We start from the raw sequence: 22391 nt of genomic DNA on the forward strand, positions 1-22391 counted from the left end.
GCTACTTGAGGCCGCTGCTGATCGCGCTCACGAGTTCGCCCTCGGCGGTGTCGCCGTTGAACTCCCAGAAGAAGGCACCACCCAGGTCCTGGCTCTTGGCCCACGCCATCTTCGTGCCGACCGTCGCCGGGGTGTCATAGCTCCACCAGTTGTTCCCACAGTGCGCGTAAGCCGTCCCGCCGACCGTGCCCGTGGCCGGACACGTGGTCTTGAGAACCTTGTAGTACTGGTTACCCGGTTCGACACCCGCCGCCGGGCCCGAAGCACTGCCGCCGGGGGCGGACTGGGTGACGCCGGTCCAGCCGCGGCCGTAGAAGCCGATGCCCAGGAGCAGCTTCTTGGCCGGGACGCCCTTGGCCTTCAGCTTGGCGATGGCATCGGCCGAGTTGAAGCCCTGCGCCGGGATACCGGGGTACGAGGTCAGTGGCGAGTGCGGCGCCGTCGGGCCCTGCGCCGCCCAGGAACCGAAGTAGTCGTACGTCATGACGTCGTACCAGTTGATGTACTGCGCGGCGCCCCCGTAGTCGGCGGCGTCGATCTTGCCGCCGTTGGAGCCGTCGGCGGTGATGGCCGCGGTGAGCAGGTTGTCCGGGCCGAACTTCGCCCGCATGGCCTGCATCATGTTCTTGATCGAGGCCGGGCCGCTGGTGTCGCAGGTCAGACCGCAGGCGTTGGGGTACTCCCAGTCCAGGTCGATACCGTCGAAGACGTCGGCCCAGCGCGGGTCCTCGACCAGGTCGTAGCAGGACTGGGCGAAGGCGGCGGGGTTCTGGACGGCTTGGCCGAAGCCGCCGGACCAGGTCCAGCCGCCGAAGGACCAGAGGATCTTGATGTGCGGGTACTGCGCCTTCAGCTTGCGCAACTGGTTGAAGTGACCGCGCAGCGGCTGGTCCCAGGCGTCGGCCTTGCCGTCGACCGACTGGGCCGCGGTGTAGGACTTCTCATAGTCCTCGTAGGCGTCGCCGATGGTGCACTTGCCGTTCTGCACGTTGCCGAAGGCGTAATTGATGTGCGTGATCTTCGCCGCGGAGCCCGACGTGACCAGGTTCTTCACCGTGTAGGAACCCCAGTTGGTGAAGTAGCCCAGGTTGATCTTCCCGTTGCCGCCGGGGTTCTCACCGCCCCCACCACCGCCGGTGGTTCGGACCGTCGTGGCCGCGGAGGCCGGGCCGGTCTGGTCGGCGGTGTCCCGGGCGACCACCGTGTAGGAGTAGTCGGTGCCCGCGGTCAGACCGGTGTTGGTGTACGTGGTGCCGGTGACCGTCGCGACGGTGGCGCCGTCGCGCTTGACGTCGTAGTTCTTGATGCCCTTGTCGTCGGTGGCGGGTGCCCAGGACAGCTTCACCGAGGAGTTGGTGATGTCGCTCGCAGTCGGTTTGCCCGGAGCGGAGGGGGCGTTGTCACCGGGGTTGGTGGAGCCGCCGTCACAGGGGTTGCCGTTGAGCTTGCAGCCGGAGGGCGCGCCCGAGCCGGAGCCGTTGAAGCCGAAGGAGACGGACGCGCCGGGAGCCAGGGTGCCGTTCCAGCCGAGGTTCTTGGCGGTCCAGCGGTTGCCGGAGTTGGTGACGGTGGCGTCCCAGGCGGAGGTGACCTTGGTGCTCGCGGGGAAGTCCCACTCGACGGTCCACGTGGAGAGCGCGGTGGTGCCGGTGTTCTTCACCGTCCACTGGCCCTCGAAGCCGCTGCCCCAGTCGGATTTCTTGGTGTAGGCGGCCGTGGCCGAGGCGGCTGCCTGCGCCGGGGCGGCGAGACCCACCATGGCCGCCAGTGGCAGGAGGAGCGCCGTGGCTGCGGCGACGGCCTTGGACCGTATGCGCCGGGCGGGTCTGATACGGGCCCATCGTGTTTCTGTGCTCAAGGCTGCTCCATGAGTGGCTCCGGAAGGGACAGGGCAGTCCCTGGCCCCTCAACCCTGCGCGGCCATGAGCACGTGGCGTCTCTCCGCGGCACCCTCGCAGTGTTTCCGCGACCCTAAGAAGGCCTAGACCAACCGTCAAGAGGTCTGGACCAAAGAAAAGTCCGGTATACGCACGACGCGCCGATCAGGCTGATGGACACCCCGGCGCGGCGGGGACCGCGGGGGGACTCTCGGGCACTCCCCGTTCGCCATCTGACGGGCCGTACCGACAAGTTGGCGTCCTCGGTGGTGCCGTACCGTGCCCTCCCCCGACGAGCGCCGCCCCCGCCGGCGGACCGGACGGGGGCGGCGCAGGGAGTCGATGAGGAACGAACCCCGGCAGAACCGGGGTTCGGACCAGGACTCAGATGATGCTCACGCCGTAGGCGCCGAGCGCCTCGGTGACGGGCTGGTAGAACGTGGTGCCGCCGGAGGAGCAGTTGCCGCTGCCGCCGGAGGTGAGGCCGAGCGCGGTGCTTCCGGAGAAGAGCGCGCCGCCGCTGTCGCCGGGCTCGGCGCAGACGTTGGTCTGGATCAGACCGGAGACGATGCCGTCGGCGCCGTAGTTGACGGTGGCGTTCAGGCCGGTGACGGAGCCGCCGTGCAGGCCGGTGGTGCTCCCGCTGCGCTGGACGGACTGGCCGACCGAGGGGTCGCCGGCGCCGTCGATCTCCTGGTAGCCGCCGTTGTAGAGGTAGACACGGCCGTCGGCCGCGCCCGGGTCGGAGTGCTGGATGATGCCGTAGTCGTTACCGGGGAAGCTGGAACCGGCGGTGGTGCCGATGGACCACGAGCTGCCGATGTTCGTGCAGTGGCCGGCGGTCAGGGCGAACTTGGTGCCCGCACCGTCCTGCACGTTGAAGCCGAGGGAGCAACGGGCTCCGCCTGTGGTGATGGCCTCGCCGCCCGCGATGAGCTTGGAGAACTTACCGGGAGTCTGCTTCACGACGAGGGCGTCGGCGTTCACCCCGGCCTCGTCCTTGATCTTCGCGATCTCCGCCTTGCTGACGGTGCTGTCGGCGGTGACGACGACCTTGCCGGACTCGGCATCGACGTACCACGCGGTGCCGCCGACGTCGGCGGTGCGCACGGAGTCGGCCGTCCGGGTGAGCTCGGTGGCGCTGAACGTCTTGGGGGCCGACTGGGCGGACGCGCTGGCGGCGGGAACGGCGAGCGCCGCGACTGCGGCGATACCGGTCGCCCCGGCGATGAGTCGTGCTCGTCTCGACATGCTGTGGGGGTGAGAGAGTCGCACTTTTGGTCCTCCAGATCGTGGGGGGAACTCGGGGCGTTTGGGTGGACGCCCATGGCATGTCGGCAGGGAAACGATCATTCCGACGTGTCCCTGACAACGTTATTCATGCTGGACAGGCCAGTAGACCGGCACAAGACCCCCGTAGCGCTGCTGACGGAAAAGCGCTCATCAAGTGAAACTTATGCGACGTCAAATCAGCCTATGAGCACCCCATGAACAGAAGGGGATGACTGAAAGTCGACTTCATCAAATTCGCCGCTGTCCCCCACAAGGGCAAGCCGATCCGTCCCCTCGCCCTGATCCACATCGCGCCCTCGCCCGTCGGTCCGGAGCCCTGACGGCCCTCCCTGCACGCGCCGGATCCGGAGAAGGCGACCCGCTGTGGCGCTTGCCGTATCGGAATGACCGACGTGCCGCCCGAAACCCGTCGCGAGGACCTCGAAAGGTCGATCATGGAGCCGGGACGGCATCGGGGGCCGGGGGGGCGGAGCGGGCGACGCGCCGGACTTCGGCGGCCCTGGATCCCGATGTCCACGCCAGATCCCGGTGTCCACGCCATCACCGCTCCGGGAGTCCGCCCACGGCACCGGCTGCCGCCCACCCGCGTGCCTGCGGAGCGCGCCCGGCACGTACGGTACGACGGGTGAACGACAGGCCCGACGCCGCGACCGGACGCCCCGCCGATGCCGCTGCCCCTACCGCGACGACCCGCGTGTTCGTGGCGCTCGCCCCGCCCGACGACGCGAAGGACGAGCTGGCGCAGGAGCTGCGCCCGGCCTACGAGACGTACTCCCGTATGCGGTGGAACCGCATCGAGGACTGGCACATCACCCTGGCGTTCCTCGGTGAACTCCCGGTCGATGTGGTGCCCCGCCTGATGTCTCCGCTCGCCGCGCTCGCGGCGCGACACCGGCCGACGCGGCTCGCGCTGCACGGCGGCGGGCACTTCGACGAACGGGTCGTATGGAGCGGGGTGACAGGGCAGCTCGACGAACTGCACCGGCTCGCCGCGGACGTTCGCGCCGTGACCGTCGAGTGCGGTGCCGACTTCCCCGCCCGACCGTTCCGGCCCCATCTCACCCTGGCCCGCGCCCGCCGGGGTGACGGTGATGCCACCCTTGCAGCAGCCACGGCACTCGACTCGTTCCACGGCCGGGAGTGGGAGGCCGCCCACCTCCATCTGGTCGGGAGCAACATCGGCCGCGGACCGGGGCCGATCCGCTATCGGTCCATCGCGACCTGGGCATTCGAGCGCGACAGCGCCTGACGTAAAGGCGAATGCCTGGGGCCGGATGGGCGGATGGGCAAAGCCTCGTGGCCGTGGCCGGTGCCGATGCCGCCGAAAGGGGGAGCGCTTCGGCGCGTCCCTAACCTCGGCACCATACGGGCGGCCCCCGCGCGTCCGCCCGTAGTGCCGTATCAGGCATGTCAAGCCGTCAAGCCCTTCAGCCCGCGTCGGCTGTCTTTCCCAGGGCATTGGTGAGGCGGCCCAGGACCTTTTGCAGGCCGAGGACCTCGTCCAGAGACAGGCCGGTGGCGGCGAGCACGCCCCGGGGGACGGACAGGGCACGGTCGCGGAGCCGCGCCCCTTCGTGGGTGAGCTCGATGAGGACGGAGCGCTCGTCCTCGCGGCTGCGTTCGCGGCGTACCAGTCCGGCGGCCTCCAGTCGCTTCAGCAGGGGCGAGAGGGTGCCGGAGTCCAGATGGAGGCGGCGTCCGATGGCCTTGACCGGCTGTGGGCCGTCCTCCCACAGGACCAGCATCACCAGGTACTGCGAGTAGGTGAGCCCGAGGTCCTTCAGCGCCTGCCGGTAGAAGCCTCCGAACGCCCTCGACGCGGCGTGCAGCGAGAAGCAGACCTGATGGTCCAGTCGCAGCAGTTCCGCGTCCGGGACGGCGGACAGGTCGGGGTGCGGGGCGTCCGGGGCTCTGGTCATGGCTCCAGCGTACCGCCGGGTGCGCTATTGAGTTGTGCGCAACTTAGTTGTGTGCAATATTTCTTTCCGAGGCGGGGACCAGCCCGGTCATCGCCCCAGAGGAGGGTCATCCATGGACGCGTTGTACACCGCCGCCGCCACCGCCAACGGGCGTGAGGGCCGCGCCGTCAGCTCCGACGGGCAGCTCGACCTGCCCCTCGCCATGCCCCCGGCACTCGGCGGCAGCGGCAAGGGCACCAACCCCGAGCAGCTCTTCGCCGCCGGGTACGCGGCCTGCTTCGCCAGCGCGATGGCCTCGGTCGGGCGCGAGATGAAGGTCGACACCAAGGACGCCTCCGTGACCGCCGAGGTCTCCATCGGCAAGGACGGCGATGGCTTCGGACTCGCCGTGGTGATGCGCGTCGAACTGCCCGACTCCCTGGCGGGCGAGACCGGGCAGAAGCTCGTCGAGGCCACCCACGCCTACTGCCCCTACTCCAAGGCCACCCGGGGGAACATCGACGTCGAACTCGTCATCGAGTAGCCGTCAGGCGGGCCAGTACCGCGGCCGCGGCGCGGTGCACGGCCTCGCGCGCGTCGTCGTCGGCGGGACCGAGCGTCTCGAAACCGTGCCGCCCGTTCGGTACGTCCACGACCTCGACGTTCGCCCCACAGCGCTCGGCCTCGGTCAGGAACTCCTCGACCGTCGCCGCGATCCGGGCGTCCTCACGGCCCGCGCGGACCAGCACCAGGGGCAGCCGTCCAGCGTGGGCGAGCGCCTGGACGGGCCGGAAGCGGGGCCCGACGGGGCCCCAGCCCGGCAGTGGCGACAGGATCGGATAGTTCGCTGCCAGGCAGCGCAGCCACGGGGGCGGAGCTGTCAGCCAGTCCGCCATGAGCGGGCCGCCACCGGAGAAGAACCACAGAGCGACCCGGTCCGCGTCGACCCGGGGATCCGCCCGTACCCGTGCCACCGCGTCGGCCACGTCCGCCGCGGCCCGCTCGTAGTCGGCGACGGTGTGCAGCCGGTGGTCGAGCGTCACGCCGACGGCTCCCCGCCCGGCTGCGTACCTCGCGTATCCCCTGAAGGTCGGCCAGTCCCGGGGAGTGGGCCGGGCGTCCGCGGGGACCGGGCCACCGTGTACGAACACGACGGCGGGGTGCGGACCGGGGCTGTCCGGCACATAGAGATCGATGTTCCCGTTCCGCTCGCGCGGGTGTTCGGGTACGTCGAGGAGGAACGGCCGCAGGTGGGCTGGGGGCTCGGCGGGGCAGGCGGGGACCAGCCGACGGCCGCCGCCCGCCGCCGCCCGGGTCAGCACGCGGGCCAGTTCGTCGGGGCAGGACAGCATCGGCCAGTGGCCGGTGGCGAGTTCGAAGAAGGTCACCCGCGGATCGGCCAGCTCCCGCAGGGCCGGGTCGCCGATGTCCACCACCATCTGGAGCATCTCGACGCCGGGTCCGTCGGCGGTGCACAGCACTCCGGTCAGCGGCACCGCGGCCGCCGCGCCGGTGAGCCGTACCGGCTGGAGCAGTGTCCCCAGGGGTTGCGGTGACGCGAGGGCGGTGAGCCCGTCGAGCGCCGCGTCGGACAGCCCCGCGGTACTCCCCCAGCGGCTCCATCCGTCCCGGTCCGGCGGTGGCAGCGCGCCCGCCATTCCGCCTGTGCCCGCCTCCCCGGCCATGGCCACCTCCTGGGCCGTGCTCGCCATTTCGTGCGTGCCGGCCGACAGTTCCTCGCGCAGGGACGGGTCGGGTACGGCGGCGGCCGCCGGTACGCCGTCCTGCGGCAGTCCCGCGTCCAGGTGGACGATCCGTGCGATGGCCCCCGGGCGCCGGTCGGCCGCTACCCGTGCGGGGTGGATGCCGTAGCCGTGGCCGACGAGCACGACCTCCCGGCCGGGCCCCGCCCCCGTACCCGCCTCGACGTCGCCTCCGGGCTCGGCGTTCGCCACCACCGAGTCGATCACCGCGAGCACGTCGGCCACATGCGTCTCCAGGTCGACGGCCTTCCCGGCGACGGCGGGGCGCCCGCCCAGTCCGGCCAAGGCCACCGGGTGCACCTCCGCGCCGTCCGCGACCAGCCGCGCGGCCGTCGCCCGCCAGATCTGCGGGCCGGTGAACACCCCGGCCACCAGGATGAATACGGTCATGGTCCCTCCTCGTCACGCTGTCTCCCGCGCACCGCCCGGTCGACCGGCGGCGCCCGCCGGTACCGTAGGAACTCCCCCTGAGGGAGGTTCAAGTGTTCGCGTCGGACGACGACCTGTGCACCATCGGTGAGCTGGCCGTGCGGGCGGGGGTCAGCGTCAAGACCGTCCGGTTCTACTCGGACAGCGGGCTGCTGCCGGAGGCGTCCCGCAGCGTCGGCGGGCATCGCCGGTACGCGCCGGAGGCGGTGCACCGGCTGGGCATGATCCGCTCGCTGCGCGGCCTCGGCCTGTCGCTGCCCACCGTGCGAGGCGTCCTCGACGAGGAGGAGGGCGAGGGGCCGGACGGAGCGCGGGCGGGAGGCGCGCTGGAGGACGCCGTCGCCGGGCGGCTCCGCGCCCTGGGCTCCGAAATGACGGCGCTGCGCTGGCGGGAGGCCGCGCTCCGGCTGGTACAGGAGTGCCCGCCGTCCGAGCGGCCCGCCCGGCTGCGGCTGGTGGGGGCGGTGACCCTCCCGCCGAGCACCGCGTCCCTGGCCCGGTTCTGGCGTTCCTGGCTGCCGCCCCGGATGCCGGCCCGGTCCGTCGCCGCGTTCCTGGAAGCGGCCATTCCGCACCCACCCGACGCTCCCGGCCCGGTGCAGGTGCTCGCCTTCGCCCGGCTGCACGCCTTGGTGACCCGTCCCTGCGGGGCTGACGGGTCCAGCCCCTGCCAGCCCCGGGCGCACCGGGGCGCGGGGGGCCGTGCGTCGGCCGTGCTGTACGCGGGGCTGGCTCGGGCGTACGAGCTGGCGGGCGCGCAGATGCGCCGGGGCGCCGTTCCGTCACCCGGCGGCGCGCTGGACGGGTTCGTCGACGCGTACGCGGGGACGTACGGCGCTCGCGACAGTCCCGCCTTCCGCCGGGTGCTGGCGGGGCGGCTCGCGGCCGATCCGCGCATCGACCGGTACTGGGAGCTGACGGCCCAGGTGATCAGTGCTCCCGGCGGCCGCCCCGAGCCGACTCCGGGGTCCGCACACGACTGGCTGCTCGGCGCCCTCGGCGTGGATCTCGGCCGGGCCGGCCCGGGGCGGGTGAGCGCGCCGGAGTCCGAGCCGGGTCGCGACGCTCCCCCGAGCCCCGCGGTCGGGGGCTGAACGCACCGGAGTGTCAGTCCGGCCAGGTCGACCGCCCCGAGAGCAGGGAGCGGGCGGCTTCCTGGGTGGCGTCCGGGTCGAAGCGCTCGGTGTGCCAGGTGGTGGCGCGCATACTCCCCCGGTCCTTATAGGAACGCATGATCCTGCCGTGGTCCGTGCGCCCCACGAAGGCGTACAGGTCCCGTTCGGCGCGCCAGACGGAGACCGAGCCCGACCGCGGGCGCAGCGGGTCGGGGTCCGCCCACAGCCAGAGGCCGACCGCTCCGTCCAGGTCGTCCCACACGCGCCGCAGCGCGATGCCCGCGATGGTGACGCCCGGTGCGGTCCACGGCCGGTGCGGGGTGAACTCGGTGAGACTGACGACGGCCTCGCCGTCCGCAAAGGCGCCGTTCCTCCGGCCGCCCGCCGGGCCCGGCTTCCACGGCGTGAACCAGATGGTGGCCGACATGGCGTTCTCCTCATGTGGGGCGCACCACGGCACCTCATAACAGCACGGTCGTTCGTGCTAACATATCACGCTCCAGCTGCCGACCGAGGAGTTCTGAGCATGGCCCCCACCGAGGCTCTTGCCAGCACCGCGCTCAATGTCGTCTCCCGAGTCTCGGGACGGCTCGCGGGCGCGGGCGCCTATGCCCTGTTCCACATGCCGCTCGCCCGGAGCAAGATGCGGTCGGGCGAACGGGAGCTGTTCGGCGCGGCGGACGTCGCGCGGCTGGCGGTCGAGGGCAAGTCCGCGGTGGTCTACCGCTGGGGGGACGGAACACGGCCGGTGCTCCTGGTGCACGGCTGGCAGTCGCGCGGCTCGCGGTTCGCCGACTTCGTCCCGGGCCTCCTGGAGCGCGGCTACAGCGTCATCACCTTCGACGCGCCCGGCCACGGGGACGCGAGCGGCCGGAGCACCACGATCCTGGAGTACCGCCACATGCTGAGCGAACTCCACCGGCAGTACGGCGACTTCGAGGCGGTGGTCGCGCACTCGCTCGGCGCCCTCGGCTCGATCTTCGCCCTGCTGAACGGGGTGAAGGCCAAGCGGATCGCCACCATCAGCGGGGTCTGCGACTTCGACTACCTCATCGAGGAGTTCTGCACGGCCGTTCCCCTGCGCGCTCCGCTCAAGGCTCAACTGCGTGATCGCGTCGGGAAGAACCTCTTCTCCTCCCTGCCTCCCGAGCAGCGGCCGTTCTCCGCGGTCGACGCGGCCCCGGTCCTGGACGCGCCTCTGCTGGTCGTCCACGACGAGGACGACCCCCGGATCCTGGTGGACCAGGGGCGCCGGCTCGCCGGGGCGTTCGGCGACCGGGCGCGGCTGGTCGTGACGAACGGCCTGGGGCACCGTCGCATCCTGGGCGACCCCGACGTCGTACGAACCGTCCTGGACTTCGTCGAGCACGGGCCGGACCGGGCCGCCGAGGCCGGCACCGAGGCTGCCGCCACTCCGTGAGCGGTGCGCCGGGCGCTACCCCGTACGAGGCTCCGCGCCCCTCCGGAACCCTCGGACCCGCCGCCCGCGCGTAGCGGAGACGTTCAGGATGTGGCCGAACACCGTCGGCGTGGCGGCTCGACGCACGCGGGCCCGGCGACCTTGGGGTTGGAGGGCGGTCGCGCGACTACCGCGCCGGTCCAAGGTCGCGCCGACGCGTGCGTCATCGCCCGCTCTTCCGCGCACTCGATTTCCGAGCGGGGAGTTTCGGGCGAAAGTGCAGGACCGGACGCTTGTCGGCCGATTTTTCGGCTGACACACTGAACGCACAGTCGTCTACTTACTCAGTAGACTGATTCCACGACGGCACCACCCGGGTCCGGCCCAGAGGGGTAGGCAGACATGGCAGCGACACACACCGACGGTCGGATCGCGCGCGGAAACCAGACACGTCAGCTGATCCTCAAGCGCGCCGTGGACATCGCCTCCGTCGACGGGCTCGAAGGCCTCTCCCTGGGGCAGCTCGCGACCGAGCTGAAGCTGAGCAAGAGCGGTGTGTTCGCCCTGTTCGGGTCCAAGGAGGACTTGCAGCTCGCCACGGTCCGGGCCGCCATCAAGGTCTACCTGGAGCATGTCGTGCAGCCCGCCCGCGACCTGCCGCCGGGGATCGGTCATCTGTGGCGGGTCTGCGGCGGCTGGCTCGAGTACTCCCGGCAGCGGGTGTTCCCGGGCGGCTGCTTCTTCTACTCGGTCTCGGCCGAGTACGACGCCCGGCGGGGCAAGGTCCACGACATCCTCGCGGCCGCCCGCACCAACTGGGTCACCTTCCTCGAACAGTCGGTGCGCGACGCACAGGGGGCGGGCGAGATCGACACGGAGACCGACGTGCCCCAGCTGGTGTTCGAGCTCGCCGCGCTGATGGAGATGGCCAACGCCGAGTCCGTCCTGCACGACGAGTTCACCTGTTACGACAAGGCGACCCGAGCCATTCTGAACCGGCTGCGCTCGGTGGCCACCGACCCGTCCCTGGTCCCCGACTCCCCCTGACACAGCGGCCCCGCACGCGAGGGGGCGGGGACCGGCCACCGCCGGAGCCCCCGCCCGCCCGTGCCGGTGTCACGCCCCGATGGCGTGCACTCCTCCGTCGACGTGGACGATCTCTCCGGTGGTCCGGGGGAACCAGTCCGAGAGCAGCGCGACGACCGCACGGGCCGCGGGCTCCGGGTCGGAGAGGTCCCAGCCGATCGGGGCGCGGGTGTTCCACACCTCCCGGAACGTCTCGAACCCCGGGATGGACTTGGCCGCCATCGTCTTGACCGGCCCGGCCGCCACCAGGTTGCAGCGGATGCCGTGCGGGCCGAGATCCCGGGCGACGTAGCGCGAGGTGCATTCGAGGGCGGCCTTGGCCACGCCCATCCAGTCGTACGCGGGCCAGGCGACCCGGGCGTCGAAGTCCAGGCCCACGATCGACCCGCCGCGCTCCTCCATGAGCGGGAGGGTCGCCATGGCCAGCGCCTTGAGCGAGTAAGCGGACACCTCGACGGCGGTGGCGACGGAGTCCCATCCGGCCTGGAGGAAGTTGCCGCCGAGGGCGTCCTGCGGGGCGAAGGCGATGGAGTGCACCACACCGTCGAGCCGGGCGTCCTGGCCGGCGCTCGCCCGGATACGGTCCGCGAGGCTCTCCAGGTGTTCCTTGTCCTGGACGTCCAGTTCGACCAGCGGCGCCGGGCGGGGCAGCCGCCGGGCGATGCGTTCGACCAGGCCGAGCCGGCCGTAGCCGGTGAGCACCACCTCGGCACCCTGCTCCTGGGCGATCCGGGCGGTGTGAAAGGCGATGGAGGACTCCATCAGCACTCCGGTCACCAGGACCCGCTTGCCCGCCAGTATCCCGCTCATCGCGCCGCCACCTCGGCCTTCCGCTCCCGTACTTCCCCGTCCGGCGCGATGAACCCGGCCAGCTCCTCGACGACCCTCGGTGCGCCGAGGATGCGCTGGTGCCCGAGTCTGCGCGTGATCACCAGCCGGGCCCGCTCACCGAAGGCCTCGGCGATGCGCCTGCCCTGGCCGATGTCGACCATGGTGTCGTCCTCGTCGTGGATGAACAGGAGCGGGATCCTCACGTCCGCGGAGCCGGGGAAGACCGAGAAGCGGGACCACATGTCCCTCTCGCCCGGGTAGACCTGCCGCTCCAGCCGTCCCCGCACCTCCGCGTCGAGGTCGGGACCGAGGCTCAGGCCGACGCTGAACGCGTCGACCAGGTAGGCGAAGTCGGGTACCGCGCTGATCGCCACGACCCGGCGGGCGCGCACCCCCTGGCGCAGGGCCACGAACGTCGCGGTGGCGCCGAACGAGTGCGCCACGATCGCGTCGAAGTCTCCGTGCGCACGGTGGAGTGCGGTGATGATGTCGAGGTACTCCAGCATGGTGGTGGTCTCGCCGGTGGCCTCCCCGTGGCCGGGTGCGTCGAAGGCCACCGGGCTGAAGCCCAGGTCGAGGAGCCGGGCGACGGCCTTCGCGTAGCGCGACGCCCGCGACTCCCAGCCGTGGACCAGGAGCACCGGCCGTTCGCCGTCGCCCCAGTGGTGGACGACAGCCACCTCGCCGTTGACGGCCAGCTCGCTCCTCCGGGCCCGCTCCATGACGTCGCGCTCGTCGGGTCTGGGTCTGCTGCGGCCCTGCGGCCGGCGGAAGAGGTCGAACAGCTGCTCACCCTGGTCGCTCAGGGCCACGTCGGCGGTTGCCGTAGCGGGATCCATGCCACACCCTCCAGATCGATCAGAACGGCCAAGATATTAGCACGATCGTTCGCTCATATTTGCTGACGATGGACGCCCAACCCGTAAACATGAACGGACGGTCGTGCTAATGTTTTGTGGGTCAACTCTCTTCCTTGGAGGCCGGTATGACACCCCCGCACTCCGCTCCGCCCACCGGCGAAGCACTCGACACCAGCTCCGGCCCGAACCAGTGGATCAAGGACCATCTGGACGGCCTGATCGACGAGCACCTGCTGCCGGACGTCCCCGCGTCCGGCACCGCCACCCCGTCACCGTTCGAGGAGAAGCTGCTGCCATGACCGAAGCGGACACCACCCGGCGCCTGGGCATAGCGGTGGCCTCGGGCATGCTCAAGGGCGTCTACGGCCACGGCGTGCTGTCGGCCTTCGAGGAGGCGGGGCTGCGGGCGCAGGTGTACGGGGCGGCCTCCTCCTCCGGGCTGTCCGGCGGTCTCGCCGCGATCGGCCAGGCGCGGCGGACAGGCGTGGACTACTGGATCGGCGCCGCCGGGGGTGTCGCGGAGAAGGGCATGAGCCGCGTCGCGCTCGACAGCATCGAGGAGTACGGGCCCCGGCTGCGTGAGGGGCTCTTCCGCCCCGGGGCTCCGGAGTTCCTGCTGGCCACCAGCAAGGTCACCAACGCGGCCGCCGCCGCGGCGACCCAGGGGCCGGAGGCCAAGGCGCTCGGCAAGCAGTTGCTGCGCGATGTCTTCGCGGGGAACCGGAGCTGGGTCCAGGAGAACCTGACCGCCGCCGTGTTCTCCTCGCGCGCCGCGGCGGGGGGTGAGGCGCCCCGGCTGACGCCGGAGAACTACGACGCCGTCGCCTACGCCTCGACGCGGATGCTGCACGCCTGGGCCGTACCGGCCGAGGTCGACGGGGAGGCTCATGTCGACGCCTCGTACACCTGCTCCTGTCCGGCGCGGGAGGTCGCGGCCACGGGTGTGTCCGTGCTGATCGCGATCGGCAACGACCCCTTCCCGCTCTTCCGCGACCTCTACGCCTCGGAGGAGATCGGCGACGAGTCCCTCCTCGGCGGGGCGCGGGTCCTGGTGGTCAAGCCAGAGGAGGATCTGGCGCATCTGGGCGTCGACTACGCGGCGGCGTCCCCGGAGGGGCTGGTCAAGGCCTACGAGCGCGGCTTGGACGAGGGACACCGCTTCCTCGGGCGGCACGCCGAGGCGCTCGCCCCCTTCGTCGCGGAGCACGCCGGGACAGGGGAGGCCGGAGCGTGACGCATGTGGTCACCGAGCAGTGCGTCCACTGCAAGTTCGCGGAGTGCGTCACCTACTGCCCCGTCGCCTGCTTCCGCGAGGCGGGGACGTTCCTGGTCATCGACCCCGACGAGTGCATCGACTGCGGCAACTGCGTGGAGGCGTGCCCCGCCGACGCCATCTACCCGGAGGACGAGCTGCCGCCCGAGCTGGCCCCCGCCCTGGAGTGGAACGCCCGGCTGTCGGCCGGACTCCCGCTGGCCACCACGCGGGTGACACCGCTTCCGGACGGCGAGGACTGGCGGGGGAAGCCCGGCAAATGGGCCTCGCTCCCGCCGGAACAGGCTCCCGGCGCCGCCCGGGAGTGAGTACCGCTCCCCCGGTACAGGACCGCACCGCCCCGGGTAGGGGGCGGTGCGGTCCGTCAGTTCCGGCCGGGAGGCCCGTGCCCGGTCCTCAGGCGTCCTGCGGGGCGCGGTCGCGCCGCGGCCGGAACGCCGGAGCGACCGCGGCGGCGGCCAGGGCCCCGATGGCGCAGGCGAGGAAGACCCGCAGATATCCCTCGGCGTCGAGGACGTCGTACCGCTCCAGGATGGCCGCGAGGGCGGCGATACCGAGCGCCCCGCCGACCTGGCGCGTCGTCATGAGCAACCCGGTGCCGGAGGCGAACCGCTCCGGCTGGAGCGAGGCGGTGGCCGCGTTGGAGATGGCGGTGAGCGCGGCGCCGATGCCGAGTCCGCCGACGATGCCGATGGGGAGCCAGAGCGCCAGGTAGGCGCGTTCGGCGTCCAGGAGCAGATACATCGCGGCGCACGAGGCACCGAAGAGCGTCGAGCCCACGGCGAGCGCCGCCCACTGGGCGCGGGGACCGACCCGCCGTCCCACCACGACGGCGCCGACGGCGGCGCTGAAGGCGCCGGGGGTGACCGCGAGGCCCGCCTTGAGTTCCCCGTAGCCCCAGACGGCGTTGAGGAAGAGCAGGGTGCTGAGGAGGTAGGCGTACATCGCCGCGCCGAAGAGCAGCGAGGAGACGTTGGTGGCGGCGAAGACGCGGTTGCGCCACAGGTCCCATTCGACGGCGGGCGACGGGTGCCGCCGGGAGAGCAGCAGCGCGGTCACGACGAGCACGGCGCCGCCGGTGATCAGGGCGAGGACCCGGACGCTGCCCCAGCCCCATTCCGTTCCCTGCGTCACGCCGAAGACGACACCGCCGATGCCGAGGCCGAGGGCGAGGGTGCCCACCGGGTCGGGGTAGCGGCGGCCGCTGGGTGCGTCGGAGGCGAGCCGGGCGGCGATCGCCACGATGGCGAGGCCGATCGGCAGGTTGATCAGGAAGACGCTGCGCCAGCCCCACACGTCGACCAGGAGGCCGCCGAGGCTCGGTCCGACGGCGGCGGCCATGCTGCCGACCGCGCCCCACACCCCCACGGCGATCTGGCGGCGGGCCGGCGGCGTGTGCTGGAGCACCAGGCCGAGTGCGGCGGGGATCATCCCGGCCGCCGCCACCCCTTGGAGGGCTCGGGCGCCGACGAGCATCGGGACGTCGACGGCGAGGCCGCTGAGTACCGAGGCGAGGGTGAACAGGGCGGTGGACCGTACGAAGAGCTTCTTGCGCCCGATGACGTCGGCGACCCGGCCCGCGACGGCGAGCAGTGCGGCGAACACCACGGTGTAGGCGGTGACTACCCAGGTGAGCTGGGACAGCGAGGCGTCGGGGAAGTCGACGCGCAGGTCGGAGAAGGCGATGTTCACGACGGTGGTGTCGAGCACCGCGAGGAAGGTGGCACCGGAGGCGACGAACAGCGCCGGTTTCGCGGCGGGCGTGCCCGGTGACGTGTTCCGCGGGCGCTGCCCGTCGGCGGGTGCCGCGTCGTCCGCCGGGTCCGCCCCGGGCGACTGCGGTGAAGCGGTGGTCATGCGTGGCCCCTTCGTCGGTGGGCCCGCGGCGTCGGACCCGGGAATGAATATAAACGATCGTGCGTGCTTTTATAGGGCGGGCGGGAAGCGGAGTCATGGCCTGCGGATGTCGGACGGCTCACTACCCCGGCGGGGCGGACCCCGCCTCGCGCGGCGGGACGGGACCGGCTTCACGCGGGGGGTGACCGCGCAGCGCCCGTGCCGTCAGCTCCGCGGCGGCGCCGGTGTAACCGGCCGGGTCCAGCAGCCCTTCCACCTCCCGCGCGTCGAACCGTTCGGCGATCGCCTTCTCCCGCAGGAGGATGTCCGCCAGCGGGCGGCCCGATTCGGCCGCCGTGCGAGCGGCCCGGCTCATCACGTCCTTCGCGGCCGCCTTGCCGAGCACGGGGGCCAGAACGGCGGCGAGCCGCTCCGTGACGATCAGACCACCGGTCAGGTCCAGGTTGGTCCGCATACGCCCGGCCCGGACCTCCAGACCCGCCACCAGTTCGCGCGCGGTGTGCGCGGCTCCTCCGGCGAGCCGCAGGCACTCGCGCACCGGCAGCCACTCGGCGTGCCAGGCCCCGGCGGAACGCTCGTCCTCGGACAGCATCGCCTGGGCCAGGACCCCGGCGTAGGCGGGGACTTGCAGTGCCGCCGAACGGATCAGCGTGGCCAGGGCGGGATTGCGCTTCTGCGGCATCGCCGATGACACCCCTCGGCCGGCGGCGGCGGGCTCCGCGAGCTCGGCGGTCTCGGTCCGGGCCAGCGACTGCACGTCCACCGCGATCTTCCCCAGCACACCGGTGGCCAGGGCCAGTTCGGCGCCCAGGGTGGCGACGGGGGCACGGTGGCTGTGCCAGGGCAGCACCGGGACGGACAGCCCCGTCTCGGCGGCGAAGCGTTCGGTCAGCCGCGTCGCGTAGTCCTCATCGGCCGGGGTCTCCCCGTGCGCCGCGCGGTGCAGCCGTTCGTACTCGACGTAGCCTGCCAGGGTGCCCGCCGCGCCGCCGAGCTGGACGACGAGGCCGTCGGCCCTGAGCGCGCGCAGCCGGTCCGCCGCCCCGGCGACCGCCGCCAGCCAGCCGGCGGCCTTCAGGCCGAAGGTGGTGGGCACGGCGTGGAGCGCCAGTGTGCGCCCGGCCATAAGGGTCCGCGTGTGCTGCTCGGCCAGCGTGCCCAGGGAGGCGGCGACGGCGTCCAGGTCGGCCACCAGGAGGTCCAGGGTCCGTCTGGCCACCAGCATCAGCGCGGTGTCGAAGATGTCCTGGCTGGTCGAGCCGCGGTGGACGTAGTCGGCGGCGTCGGGCGCCTCGGCGGCCACCAGGGCGGTGAACGCCTGGACCACGGCGACCACCGGGTTGGCCGCTCCCCGGCTGCGTACGGCGATCTCCCGCAGGTCGAGCCGGTCGGCGCGGGCCAGTTCGGTGATCGCCCCGGCCGCGGCCTCCGGCACGTTGCCGAGGCCCGCCTGGGCGCGCACCAGCGCGGCCTCCGCGTCGAGCATCGCCTGGAGCCAGGCGGCGTCGGACGTGGCGGCCTCCGCCGGGGTTCCGGCCCGCACGGGGCTGAGCAGTCCGGCGTCGACGGGCCGGGCGGGGTCTGCGCTCACCTGGTCAGCTCTCCCATCATCTCGTTGTCCGGGGTCAGCCCCCGGGCCAGCGCCAGCACGGCCTGCGCGATGGCGTCGGAGTCCTGCAAGGTCACGGAGTTGACCCCGGGGCGTATCCCGGCGGCGGTGGCCCAGTGCACGGACTCGGTGGGGACCCCGAAGGCGAATCGGCGCGGATGCGCCCGGCCCTCGGCGTCGACCAGGTGGAACGGCGCGCCGGTGACGGCGAGTCCGCCGGTCTCGTACACCGTACCGTCGGGGCCCGTGACCTCGTAGGGGCGGCACTGGCCGGTGTCCAGGAGGTGGAGCAGCAGCGGGTCGGCGGTCGTCCGCAGGTCGATCTCCGGCAGCCGCGCCTCGACCAGGGTGGTGGCCCGGGTCAGCGAACCGGGGACCACGGCCGACTCCACGGTGAACACCCCGTCCTCCTCGTCCGTGCCGGACCGGACGTCGGGTCCGAGCACCCGCAGGACGCCCGCCTCGACCAGGGCGATCGCCTCCTCGATCCGGCCGGCGGGCGGGCCGATGGAGAGGAACGCGTTGAGCGGGGTGTACCAGCCGTCCAGGTGCTGGCGGTGCGAGGTTCCGGTGAGGCCGCCGTGGTCCACGATCAGCCGGAGTTCGTTGCGCAGATCGCGCAGGACGTCCAGGGCCGCCTTGAGCGGGCCCGCGACATTGCCCTCGCGCGCGGCCCGCAGATCCTCGCGCAGCCGGTCGAGCAGCCAGTCCTGGAAGTCCAGGGGGGAGGCGAACTCGCGGTCGGCGTGCGGGCGGGCGATCCGGTCCCAGTTCCAGTAGTCGAGCGGGCCGATGCCGAAGTCCGCGAGGATGTCGAGCTCCTGGCGGCTGCCGGGCTTCGCGGTGAGATAGCGCGCGCGCAGCCGCGCCGCGTCGCCGGAGCGGCCGTCGGCGGTGAGCAGCGCGGCGTAGTAGACCGTCTCGACCTCCTTGCCGACCAGCGGCCACACCGCGGCGTGGAAGTCGAGCCCGCCGTGCCGCCGGGACTGCTCCCGCAGTTCCTCGATCACCTCGGGGGTCAGCACGGCGGGCTCGTGGCGACCGTGCGCGCCCTTCTGGTTCTCGCCCCGGGAGTGGAAGGGCAGGCCCCGGCGGGAACCGGCGACCAGCCGGGGTTCGCGGCCCGAGGGCAGATAGACGAGCCGGTCGTGACGGCGCACGAAGCGGCCGCCGCGGCCGCGGGTCAGCAGCGCCATGTAGTCGAAGAAGTTCAGGCCGAGTCCGAGGAGCGCTACGGTCTCGTCCGCCCGCACCGACGACAGGTCCACGTCGGCGGGGTTGGCGGGCACCAGGTAGCCGAGGCCGTGGGCGCGGGCGAACGCGCCGAGTTCCAGCTGCCGCCGGGACGGGCGTACGGGCAGGTGGCCCTGGGAGAGGACCACCGCGTCGAGACCGTCGATGAGCACGCCGTTGTCGAGCAGGACGCTCTGGGAGCCGCCCGCCTTCCCGCCGCGCGGCTCCTCCTCGATCGCCACCGCGCGCGCCCGGTGGACGACGGTGGTCACTCTGCCGGGGGCGGTCCTGGTGACCCGCTGGAAGACCCACTCCAGGTAGTGGCCGTAGAAGGCGCGGGTGGGGTAGGAGTCGGGGCCGAGCGCGCGTGCCTCGTCCAGCACCCGCTGATCGGGCTGGCGGTCGTCCATGGGGCCGACCAGGGTCAGGAAGCGGGCCCATTCGTAGAGGCTGGGTCCCGGGGCGAGCACCCCGGCGATCCGGACGCTGTCGTCGGTGAACATGGTGACCTGGGAGGCCACGGTGTTCATCAGGAGGTGCTCGGGCTGGTCGGTGCGCCACACCTGACCGGCCCCGGGCGGATACGGGTCGGCCACATGCACCGTGACCGGCGTTCCCTCCGGTGCCGAACCGGCGTTCGCGCACAGCCGTTCGAGGACGGAGAGCCCTCGGGGCCCGGCACCGATGAGGCAGACGTCGAGCCGTCGGCTGGTCATAGTCAGTCTCTCCACTGGATCGAGGTCTTCTGGAGCCTTGCGGTCACGGGGGCCACGGGTCAGCCGGCGGCCACACCGCTCAGCCGCAGCGCGCCCGGAGCCCTCGCCGGGATGCGGCCTCGGCCCTGCACCCCGCGGGCGAGGGCCTGGGTGAGGTGCGCCCGGCTGGTGGCGTACCGCTGCGGTGTGTCCGAGCCGAGGTCGCGCAGGGCGTCCACGACCGTGCGGAGATCGAGGGCGACCTCCGCGAGCACCTCGGCGACGGCGCCCGCGTTGGAGCCGACGATGTCGGTCCACAGCTCGGCGTCGCCCGCCGCGATCCGGGTCGCGTCGCGCAACCCCTGCCCGGCGAGGTGCAGTTCGCTCTCGTCCCCGTGCAGCAGCCGGGCGGCCAGCAGGCTCGCCACCATGTGCGGGGCGTGCGAGATCAGGGCCACCGCCCGGTCGTGCTGGTCGTGGCCCATCACGACGGGGCGGGCGCCGCAGAGCTCGGCGAGTTCCGTCGCCCGGCCGACGGCCCGTGGGCCGGCGGCGGGGGCCGGGGTGAGCACCCAGGGCCGCCCCTGGAAGAGGTCGCCCTGGGCGGCGAGCGGGCCGGACTGCTCCCGGCCCGCCATGGGGTGGCCGCCCACGTAGCGGCTGAGGTCGCAGCCCAGCGCGGCGGCTTCGGCCTGCGGCTTCGCCTTGACGCTGGCGGCGTCGGTGAAGTCCTCGGCCAGGCCAGCGCGCTGGTGCTCGTGCAGGGCCGCCGCCACGTGCTGCGGAGGTACCGCGAGGACCGCCAGGTCCACCGGTGTCCGCGGGACGCCCACCAGACCGGCGCCGAGGCCGGCCGCGGTGCGGGCGGCCTGCGGGTCGCGGTCCAGCAGATAGGTGGTCACGCCCCGGCCCCGCAGGGCCAGGGCGATCGACGTACCGATCAGGCCGGTACCGACCACTGCGGCACTGCGCATCAGCGGCTGCTCCACAACAGCGGCAGGTACTCGGGGTCGCTGTAGTCCGGGGTGCCCTCGGCGGTCCGGCGCACCAGCACGTCGTGGTTGTAGGCGACCTGGGTGCCGTCGGAGCGGCTGAAGTCGCGGTAGCGGTTCTCGCCGTCCTGGAGGTGGAAGGAGATGGCCCGGCGCGGCCGGCCGCTGACGTTGGGCCCGCTGCCGTGATAGGTGCGGCAGTGGTGGAAGTTGACGTGCCCCTTGGGGATACGGACGGGGATCTTGCGCACCTCGACGCCGTTGTAGCGGGCGTTCTCCTCCAGCATCACGTCCAGTTCGCTGCGATCGCGCTCGGCGAAGTGGAGGGAGGTGGCATCGTTGTCCGCCGTCTCCTTCCAGTTGTGGCTGCCGTCCACCATGGTGATCGTGCCCATCTCCTCGTCGCAGTCGTGGAAGGGGATGAACGCGGTCAGCATCCGCTCGGAGGTGGACGTGGACCAGTAGTGGCGGTCGAAGTGCCAGGGCACGATGTTCGACGTCTCCCCCGCCACCGGCGGCTTGAGGATCAGCGTCGACTGGAAGACCCGGATCTCCTCGGCCTCCGCGAGCCGGGCGGCCACCGCGCCGAGCAGCGGCTTGCGCAGGATGCGGCCGATCGTGTCGTCCTCGTAGTGGATGTAGTCGTTGTGCCGCTGCACGTTGCCGTGCTCCGGCTCCCAGTAGGCGAGCTTGGGCGGGCGCACCGGCAGGGTGCGGTCGCGGTGGCCGCCGTAGAAGCGCTCGCTGGCGGTTTCGAGGAGGTCCACCTCCTCGTCGGTGAACAGCTTCTTGGAGAGGAACCAGCCGTGTTCGGCGTAGAAGTGGACGTCCTCGTCGGAGGGCAGGAGTGCCCGCTCCTCCTCGGTGAGGGCGAAGGCTGAGAATTCCTGAACAGTCACGGGTCTTCCTTCGGTACGAGTGATGCGGTGCGTACGGGCCGGGCTGCCGGTCAGGCGGTCGCCTTCTCTCGGGCCACCGCCTCGTAGAGGGCCTTGATGTTGCCGCTGCCGAACGTGCGGGCCCCGTGCCGGTCGATGACCTCCCAGAAGAAGGTCTTCCGCACGTGGGGCGACTGGGTGAAGATCTGGAAGACCTGACCCCAGTGGTCCTGGTCGACCAGGACGTTGGTACGCCTGAGGTCCTCGGTCTTCAGGTCGGGGCGGCCGAGGCGGGACTCCAGCTCGTCGTAGTAGGTGCCGGGCGTCTCCAGGAACCGCACGCCGCGGGCCTCCAGCGCGGGCACCGCGGTGACGATGTCGTCGGCCAGCAGGGCCAGGTGCTGGACGCCGGCCCCGTTGTGCCGGGCCAGGAACCCGTCGATCTGGCCGGGCTTGCGGTCGGTGACCGGCTCGATGAGCGTGAAGGTCACCTTGCCCGAGGGGCTCTGCACCACCTTGGAGTCCATGGCCTGCTCCCCGACCTCGATGAACTCCTCGAAGATCTGCTGGAAGCCGAAGACCTTCTCGTAGAAGGCGACGGTGGGGCGCAACTGGCCCGCCGGCAGGCAGATCGCCGCGTGGTCCACGGTGCTGAGCAGTTCCTCGCAGGGGTCGGGGTCCTCGGCGAAGATGTCCATCACGCCGGGCAGGAACTGCTCCCGGTCCCCGGAGCGCTGGACGAAGCGGTGGGCGACGTCCCCGAAGCCGAGCACGGAGGCGGTGACCACCTCGGTGCCGTCCTTGCGGTGCGTCTCGGGCTCCTCGACGGCGGTGGCGCCGCGCTCGACGGCCAGGGCGAACGCCTTCTCGGCGTCGGTGACCTCGAAGGCGATGTTGGCGACCCCGTCGCCGTGCTGGGCCACGTAGGCGGCCGCGGGGTGGGTGTCGCTCAGGGCGGAGGTCAGGACGATCTCGATGCCGCCCTGGCGCAGCAGCAGGGAACGCCGGTCGGGGCGGCCCGTCTCGGGTCCGGCCTGACCGCAGACCCGGAATCCGAAGGCGGTGCAGAGGAAGAACGCTGACTGCTGTGCGTCCCCGACGTAGAACTCGACATGGTCGACGGCTCCGATGTGCACGTCTGTTTCCCTTTCTCTGGGGGTGTGTTGGTGATCAGGCCGGATGAGGGAGCGGGGTCTGGTGTCGTGCATCGCCAGGCGGAGGAGGGAGTGGACGCGGAGCGTCGGCGGCCGACGACGACGCGAGGTGCGGCACCAGGCCCCGCCGGCCCGGCATGATCAGCAAG

The 22391-nt window shown here is 72.1% G+C and carries 21 protein-coding genes; 8 read left to right on the top strand and 13 right to left on the bottom strand.

The genetic code is table 11. The annotated features are described in order from the left end of the window. Position 1 precedes the first annotated feature (1 nt). On the bottom strand, positions 2–1858 hold the full coding sequence (locus ACIRRU_RS19135) for a glycosyl hydrolase family 18 protein (protein ID WP_403681842.1): 1857 nt from the start codon (positions 1856–1858) through the stop codon (positions 2–4). 403 nt (positions 1859–2261) lie between these two features. Continuing rightward, the gene (locus ACIRRU_RS19140; RefSeq protein ID WP_403681845.1) at positions 2262–3152 is read right to left on the bottom strand and encodes a S1 family peptidase; all 891 of its coding nucleotides are present in this window, start codon (positions 3150–3152) and stop codon (positions 2262–2264) included. Between the two features lie 643 nt (positions 3153–3795). On the opposite strand from ACIRRU_RS19140, the gene thpR reads away from it, so the two are divergent. Next, complete coding sequence (thpR, locus tag ACIRRU_RS19145; protein WP_403681848.1) at positions 3796–4419, top strand: RNA 2',3'-cyclic phosphodiesterase; 624 nt, start codon at positions 3796–3798, stop codon at positions 4417–4419. 178 nt (positions 4420–4597) lie between these two features. Here the strand turns inward: thpR and ACIRRU_RS19150 are convergent, their stop codons facing one another. Next, a complete protein-coding gene (locus tag ACIRRU_RS19150) occupies positions 4598–5089 on the bottom strand; it encodes a MarR family winged helix-turn-helix transcriptional regulator (protein ID WP_403681850.1) in 492 nt (163 codons plus the stop codon). Between the two features lie 112 nt (positions 5090–5201). Between ACIRRU_RS19150 and ACIRRU_RS19155 the strand changes: the two genes are divergently transcribed. Next, a complete protein-coding gene (locus tag ACIRRU_RS19155) occupies positions 5202–5612 on the top strand; it encodes an organic hydroperoxide resistance protein (protein WP_363203420.1) in 411 nt (136 codons plus the stop codon). Here the strand turns inward: ACIRRU_RS19155 and ACIRRU_RS19160 are convergent. Further along, positions 5602–7221: an alpha/beta hydrolase gene (locus ACIRRU_RS19160; protein WP_403681853.1), complete on the bottom strand. Its 1620-nt coding sequence runs from the start codon at positions 7219–7221 to the stop codon at positions 5602–5604. The two genes, ACIRRU_RS19155 and ACIRRU_RS19160, sit on opposite strands and share 11 nt — an antisense overlap. Before the next feature lie 92 nt (positions 7222–7313). Here ACIRRU_RS19160 and ACIRRU_RS19165 point away from each other — a divergent pair, with 92 nt between their 5' ends. Next, complete coding sequence (locus ACIRRU_RS19165) at positions 7314–8354, top strand: MerR family transcriptional regulator (RefSeq protein WP_403681856.1); 1041 nt, start codon at positions 7314–7316, stop codon at positions 8352–8354. 13 nt (positions 8355–8367) lie between these two features. Here ACIRRU_RS19165 and ACIRRU_RS19170 read toward each other — a convergent pair whose 3' ends face one another. Continuing rightward, positions 8368–8802: a hypothetical protein gene (locus ACIRRU_RS19170; protein ID WP_403681859.1), complete on the bottom strand. Its 435-nt coding sequence runs from the start codon at positions 8800–8802 to the stop codon at positions 8368–8370. 99 nt (positions 8803–8901) lie between these two features. Between ACIRRU_RS19170 and ACIRRU_RS19175 the strand changes: the two genes are divergently transcribed. Together ACIRRU_RS19175 and ACIRRU_RS19180 are read left to right on the top strand one after the other, a co-directional pair. Further along, positions 8902–9795 carry an alpha/beta fold hydrolase gene (locus ACIRRU_RS19175; RefSeq protein ID WP_403681862.1) on the top strand — a complete coding sequence of 298 codons (894 nt, stop codon included), beginning with the start codon at positions 8902–8904 and terminating at the stop codon, positions 9793–9795. A 381-nt stretch (positions 9796–10176) separates the two neighbouring features. Continuing rightward, positions 10177–10821: a TetR/AcrR family transcriptional regulator gene (locus ACIRRU_RS19180; protein WP_403681865.1), complete on the top strand. Its 645-nt coding sequence runs from the start codon at positions 10177–10179 to the stop codon at positions 10819–10821. Between the two features lie 69 nt (positions 10822–10890). Here the strand turns inward: ACIRRU_RS19180 and fabI are convergent, their stop codons facing one another. Continuing rightward, on the bottom strand, positions 10891–11670 hold the full coding sequence (fabI, locus tag ACIRRU_RS19185; protein ID WP_403681868.1) for an enoyl-ACP reductase FabI: 780 nt from the start codon (positions 11668–11670) through the stop codon (positions 10891–10893). Then, the gene (locus ACIRRU_RS19190; RefSeq protein WP_403681871.1) at positions 11667–12530 is read right to left on the bottom strand and encodes an alpha/beta hydrolase; all 864 of its coding nucleotides are present in this window, start codon (positions 12528–12530) and stop codon (positions 11667–11669) included. Before ACIRRU_RS19190 ends, fabI begins: the two co-directional genes overlap by 4 nt. A gap of 146 nt (positions 12531–12676) precedes the next feature. Here ACIRRU_RS19190 and ACIRRU_RS19195 point away from each other — a divergent pair, with 146 nt between their 5' ends. From ACIRRU_RS19195 to ACIRRU_RS19205, 3 genes are read left to right on the top strand one after another with little or no spacing between them, the layout of a single operon-like run. Further along, positions 12677–12850: a hypothetical protein gene (locus ACIRRU_RS19195; protein ID WP_403681874.1), complete on the top strand. Its 174-nt coding sequence runs from the start codon at positions 12677–12679 to the stop codon at positions 12848–12850. Beyond that, complete coding sequence (locus tag ACIRRU_RS19200) at positions 12847–13785, top strand: hypothetical protein (protein ID WP_403681876.1); 939 nt, start codon at positions 12847–12849, stop codon at positions 13783–13785. The genes ACIRRU_RS19195 and ACIRRU_RS19200 overlap by 4 nt, the downstream gene beginning before the upstream one ends. After that, positions 13782–14132: a 4Fe-4S dicluster domain-containing protein gene (locus tag ACIRRU_RS19205; RefSeq protein ID WP_403681879.1), complete on the top strand. Its 351-nt coding sequence runs from the start codon at positions 13782–13784 to the stop codon at positions 14130–14132. The genes ACIRRU_RS19200 and ACIRRU_RS19205 overlap by 4 nt, the downstream gene beginning before the upstream one ends. Positions 14133–14220: 88 nt before the next feature. On the opposite strand, the gene ACIRRU_RS19210 is transcribed toward ACIRRU_RS19205, so the two are convergent. From ACIRRU_RS19210 to hppD, 6 genes are all read right to left on the bottom strand, one after another. Continuing rightward, positions 14221–15681 carry a DHA2 family efflux MFS transporter permease subunit gene (locus tag ACIRRU_RS19210; RefSeq protein ID WP_403681882.1) on the bottom strand — a complete coding sequence of 487 codons (1461 nt, stop codon included), beginning with the start codon at positions 15679–15681 and terminating at the stop codon, positions 14221–14223. A gap of 121 nt (positions 15682–15802) precedes the next feature. Further along, positions 15803–17272: an adenylosuccinate lyase family protein gene (locus ACIRRU_RS19215; RefSeq protein ID WP_403681885.1), complete on the bottom strand. Its 1470-nt coding sequence runs from the start codon at positions 17270–17272 to the stop codon at positions 15803–15805. Continuing rightward, positions 17269–19239, bottom strand: coding sequence for an FAD/NAD(P)-binding protein (locus tag ACIRRU_RS19220; RefSeq protein ID WP_403681888.1), 1971 nt, complete (start codon positions 19237–19239; stop codon positions 17269–17271). The genes ACIRRU_RS19215 and ACIRRU_RS19220 overlap by 4 nt, the downstream gene beginning before the upstream one ends. 59 nt (positions 19240–19298) lie before the next feature. Beyond that, a complete protein-coding gene (locus ACIRRU_RS19225) occupies positions 19299–20192 on the bottom strand; it encodes a prephenate dehydrogenase (RefSeq protein ID WP_403681890.1) in 894 nt (297 codons plus the stop codon). Continuing rightward, positions 20192–21109 carry a phytanoyl-CoA dioxygenase family protein gene (locus ACIRRU_RS19230; protein ID WP_403681893.1) on the bottom strand — a complete coding sequence of 306 codons (918 nt, stop codon included), beginning with the start codon at positions 21107–21109 and terminating at the stop codon, positions 20192–20194. Before ACIRRU_RS19230 ends, ACIRRU_RS19225 begins: the two co-directional genes overlap by 1 nt. 50 nt (positions 21110–21159) lie before the next feature. Further along, complete coding sequence (gene hppD, locus ACIRRU_RS19235; RefSeq protein ID WP_403681896.1) at positions 21160–22224, bottom strand: 4-hydroxyphenylpyruvate dioxygenase; 1065 nt, start codon at positions 22222–22224, stop codon at positions 21160–21162. Positions 22225–22391: the final 167 nt, after the last annotated feature.

It is taken from the genome of Streptomyces sp. NPDC101181 (assembly GCF_044767975.1).
Lineage (GTDB): Bacteria > Actinomycetota > Actinomycetes > Streptomycetales > Streptomycetaceae > Streptomyces.

What these genes read in the sequence shown, in the direction of transcription:
- ACIRRU_RS19150 (WP_403681850.1), bottom strand. Translation starts at nt 5,089, where the DNA reads ATGACCAGAGCCCCGGACGCCCCGCACCCCGACCTGTCCGCCGTCCCG.
- ACIRRU_RS19155 (WP_363203420.1), top strand. Translation starts at nt 5,202, where the DNA reads ATGGACGCGTTGTACACCGCCGCCGCCACCGCCAACGGGCGTGAGGGC.
- ACIRRU_RS19160 (WP_403681853.1), bottom strand. Translation starts at nt 7,221, where the DNA reads ATGACCGTATTCATCCTGGTGGCCGGGGTGTTCACCGGCCCGCAGATC.
- ACIRRU_RS19170 (WP_403681859.1), bottom strand. Translation starts at nt 8,802, where the DNA reads ATGTCGGCCACCATCTGGTTCACGCCGTGGAAGCCGGGCCCGGCGGGC.
- ACIRRU_RS19175 (WP_403681862.1), top strand. Translation starts at nt 8,902, where the DNA reads ATGGCCCCCACCGAGGCTCTTGCCAGCACCGCGCTCAATGTCGTCTCC.
- ACIRRU_RS19180 (WP_403681865.1), top strand. Translation starts at nt 10,177, where the DNA reads ATGGCAGCGACACACACCGACGGTCGGATCGCGCGCGGAAACCAGACA.
- fabI (WP_403681868.1), bottom strand. Translation starts at nt 11,670, where the DNA reads ATGAGCGGGATACTGGCGGGCAAGCGGGTCCTGGTGACCGGAGTGCTG.
- ACIRRU_RS19190 (WP_403681871.1), bottom strand. Translation starts at nt 12,530, where the DNA reads ATGGATCCCGCTACGGCAACCGCCGACGTGGCCCTGAGCGACCAGGGT.
- ACIRRU_RS19195 (WP_403681874.1), top strand. Translation starts at nt 12,677, where the DNA reads ATGACACCCCCGCACTCCGCTCCGCCCACCGGCGAAGCACTCGACACC.
- ACIRRU_RS19200 (WP_403681876.1), top strand. Translation starts at nt 12,847, where the DNA reads ATGACCGAAGCGGACACCACCCGGCGCCTGGGCATAGCGGTGGCCTCG.
- ACIRRU_RS19210 (WP_403681882.1), bottom strand. Translation starts at nt 15,681, where the DNA reads ATGACCACCGCTTCACCGCAGTCGCCCGGGGCGGACCCGGCGGACGAC.
- ACIRRU_RS19220 (WP_403681888.1), bottom strand. Translation starts at nt 19,239, where the DNA reads ATGACCAGCCGACGGCTCGACGTCTGCCTCATCGGTGCCGGGCCCCGA.
- ACIRRU_RS19225 (WP_403681890.1), bottom strand. Translation starts at nt 20,192, where the DNA reads ATGCGCAGTGCCGCAGTGGTCGGTACCGGCCTGATCGGTACGTCGATC.